The 2,062-nt window shown below is 67.4% G+C and carries 2 protein-coding genes and 1 pseudogene; all 3 read right to left on the reverse strand.

The genetic code is table 11. From position 1 onward, the window contains the following. On the reverse strand, positions 1 to 351 hold a 351-nt coding region (locus FJ980_RS30055), incomplete at its 3' end, for an ATP-binding cassette domain-containing protein (RefSeq protein ID WP_140547240.1). Continuing rightward, positions 348 to 1,715 (reverse strand): carbohydrate kinase, encoded by a 1,368-nt coding sequence (locus tag FJ980_RS30060; RefSeq protein ID WP_140547241.1) that lies wholly within the window; start codon positions 1,713 to 1,715, stop codon positions 348 to 350. The genes FJ980_RS30060 and FJ980_RS30055, both read right to left, overlap by 4 nt. After that, positions 1,712 to 2,062: pseudogene (locus FJ980_RS30065) on the reverse strand (DeoR/GlpR family DNA-binding transcription regulator); the annotation flags it as partial. The gene FJ980_RS30060 and the pseudogene FJ980_RS30065, both read right to left, overlap by 4 nt.

Consider the following 2,062-nt stretch of genomic DNA (forward strand, 5'->3'; position numbering starts at 1 on the left):
GAAAATGTTCTGCGCCACGGTCAGATTGGGCGCCAGCGACAGTTCCTGGTAGATCACCGCGACGCCGCTGGCGCGCGCCTTGATCGGATCGCCGGTCGCGGCGGGCATGCCATCGATCAGGATCTCGCCCCCGGGATCGGGACGATAGGCGCCCGAAAGCACCTTCATCAGCGTCGACTTGCCGGCACCGTTCTCGCCCATCAGCGCGTGCAGCTCGCCGGCCTGGACGGTAAGCGAAACATCCTGCAGGGCGCGGATCGCGCCGAACGTCTTCGAAATATGGCGCATTTCCAGCACCGGGTGGCGTTCCGCCCCCATGCCGGCTGTCTCCGTCCTGGCCTGCGCGCTCATCGGGCTGCGACCTTGCCGGCGGTCCCGGCGACCAGATCGCGCCAGCCGTCGCGGTAGCCGGCGAGGCTGGTGAAGCGCACTGCTTTCACCGGCTCCGGCGGCTCAGCGGCGAATTCACGCCCGACGCTCTCGAAAGCCAGGGCCGCAGCGCCCGTGGCGCTGCCTTGCAGCGAAGCGCCCTGCATGACGGCCTGCTCCGGCCGCAGCTGCGCCAGCAGGCGGGCGAGCAGGCCGCCAGTGTTGAGCCCGCCGTCGACGATCACGGTGTTGCTGGAATGGATGAGGTCGAGGCAGAGGTCGAGCATCAGCGCGACATAGAGCAGTGCCACGGCCGCACGCTCGCCGGCATCAGGCGTGCGTCCGACCAGCCGGCCCGAACGGCCTGGCATCGGCCCGCCCGGCGCGAAGCTCGGCAATGCCATCATGCCGGCATCGATCGCCCGCTGCACCGCCGCGCCTTCGACCGGGCCTTGCCAGCCGTCGCTGATGGCGGCGAATTCGCGCCCGCCCATGAAGCGGATGGTCGGCACCGGGCCGCCGTCCACATCGACATTGACCAGCATGTCGCGATCGCGGTCGAGCGCCTCGAGCGGACAGTCGGGATTGAGCACGATGACCCAGGTGCCGGTCGAAACCACTGTCACCGAGCCCAGCCCCTGCCGCCGATAGGCATGGAGCGCGGCATTCGAGTCGTGGACGCCGTTGTGGATGGCGAGCGGCCGCGACGCGCTGCCGAAGTCCTGTTCGCCGATGACAGTACCGGCACGCGCGAAGGCCGGCATCTGGTGGCGCCACCCCTCGGCGTCGACCAGTGAGGAAAAATCGTGACGACGCGGCGCCCAAAGATGCGAATGGCAGCCGAGATAGGACACTTCGCAAACCGGCCTGCCGTTAAGGCGCCAGCTCCAATATTGCGGATAGCCGAGGATCCATTTCGCCGTCGCGAAAGCGTCGGATGCGGCCTCCTGCAGCCACAGCATGTGGCGGCCGTAGTTGAAACCGAGCGGCAGCCGCGGCGAGAACGTCTCGGCGTAGTCCGGAATGCGGCGATCGATCCGCGCGGCGATTTCGGCCGGCGGCTCCTGCTCATAGTCGAGGATCGGATGCGTCAGCGCCGCGTCGTCCACGAGGGCGAAGGTGCAGCCATGGCCCGACACCATCACCCCTTCCACGCCATGGTTTTCGATCACAGCGGTGACGGCGCCGAGCGCCCAATCGTGGAGGTCGGCCTCATCGAGCACGCTGAAGCCGCCTTGGCGCGTCCATTTCGGCTGGGTCCGGCGCTCGTCGAGAATGCGTCCGTCCTGGCCGAAGACGAACAGCTTCGAATTGGTCTTGCCGAAGTCGAGCACCGCGACCTTCATGCGATGGCTCCCGTGGTCGAAGCAATCCGCACCATGACGCCGGCATCCTCCAGCATGCGCGCGTCGGCATCGGAAAGACCGTCGTCGGTGACCAGCGTGCCGATGCGCGACAGGGGCAGCGCAACGTTACGGGCCTGGATCGAAAGCTTGCGGCTGTCGGCCAGCACGACGATCTGGTCGGCGCACTGGCTAAGCTCGACGATCGAGCGCACCAGCAGCGGGTGCGATTCCAGCAAGCCTTCCTGGCCGATGCCTTGCGCGCCGAGAAAGAACTTCGAAGCGTAGAAAGGTGCCGGATGGGTGAGCGAGTGAATGATGCCCGGCTCGCGATGCAGGTCGCCGCCGGC

Origin of the sequence: Mesorhizobium sp. B1-1-5 (assembly GCF_006443065.1) — a bacterium.
Taxonomy (GTDB): Bacteria; Pseudomonadota; Alphaproteobacteria; order Rhizobiales; family Rhizobiaceae; genus Mesorhizobium.

What these genes read in the sequence shown, in the direction of transcription:
- FJ980_RS30060 (WP_140547241.1), bottom strand. Translation starts at nt 1,715, where the DNA reads ATGAAGGTCGCGGTGCTCGACTTCGGCAAGACCAATTCGAAGCTGTTC.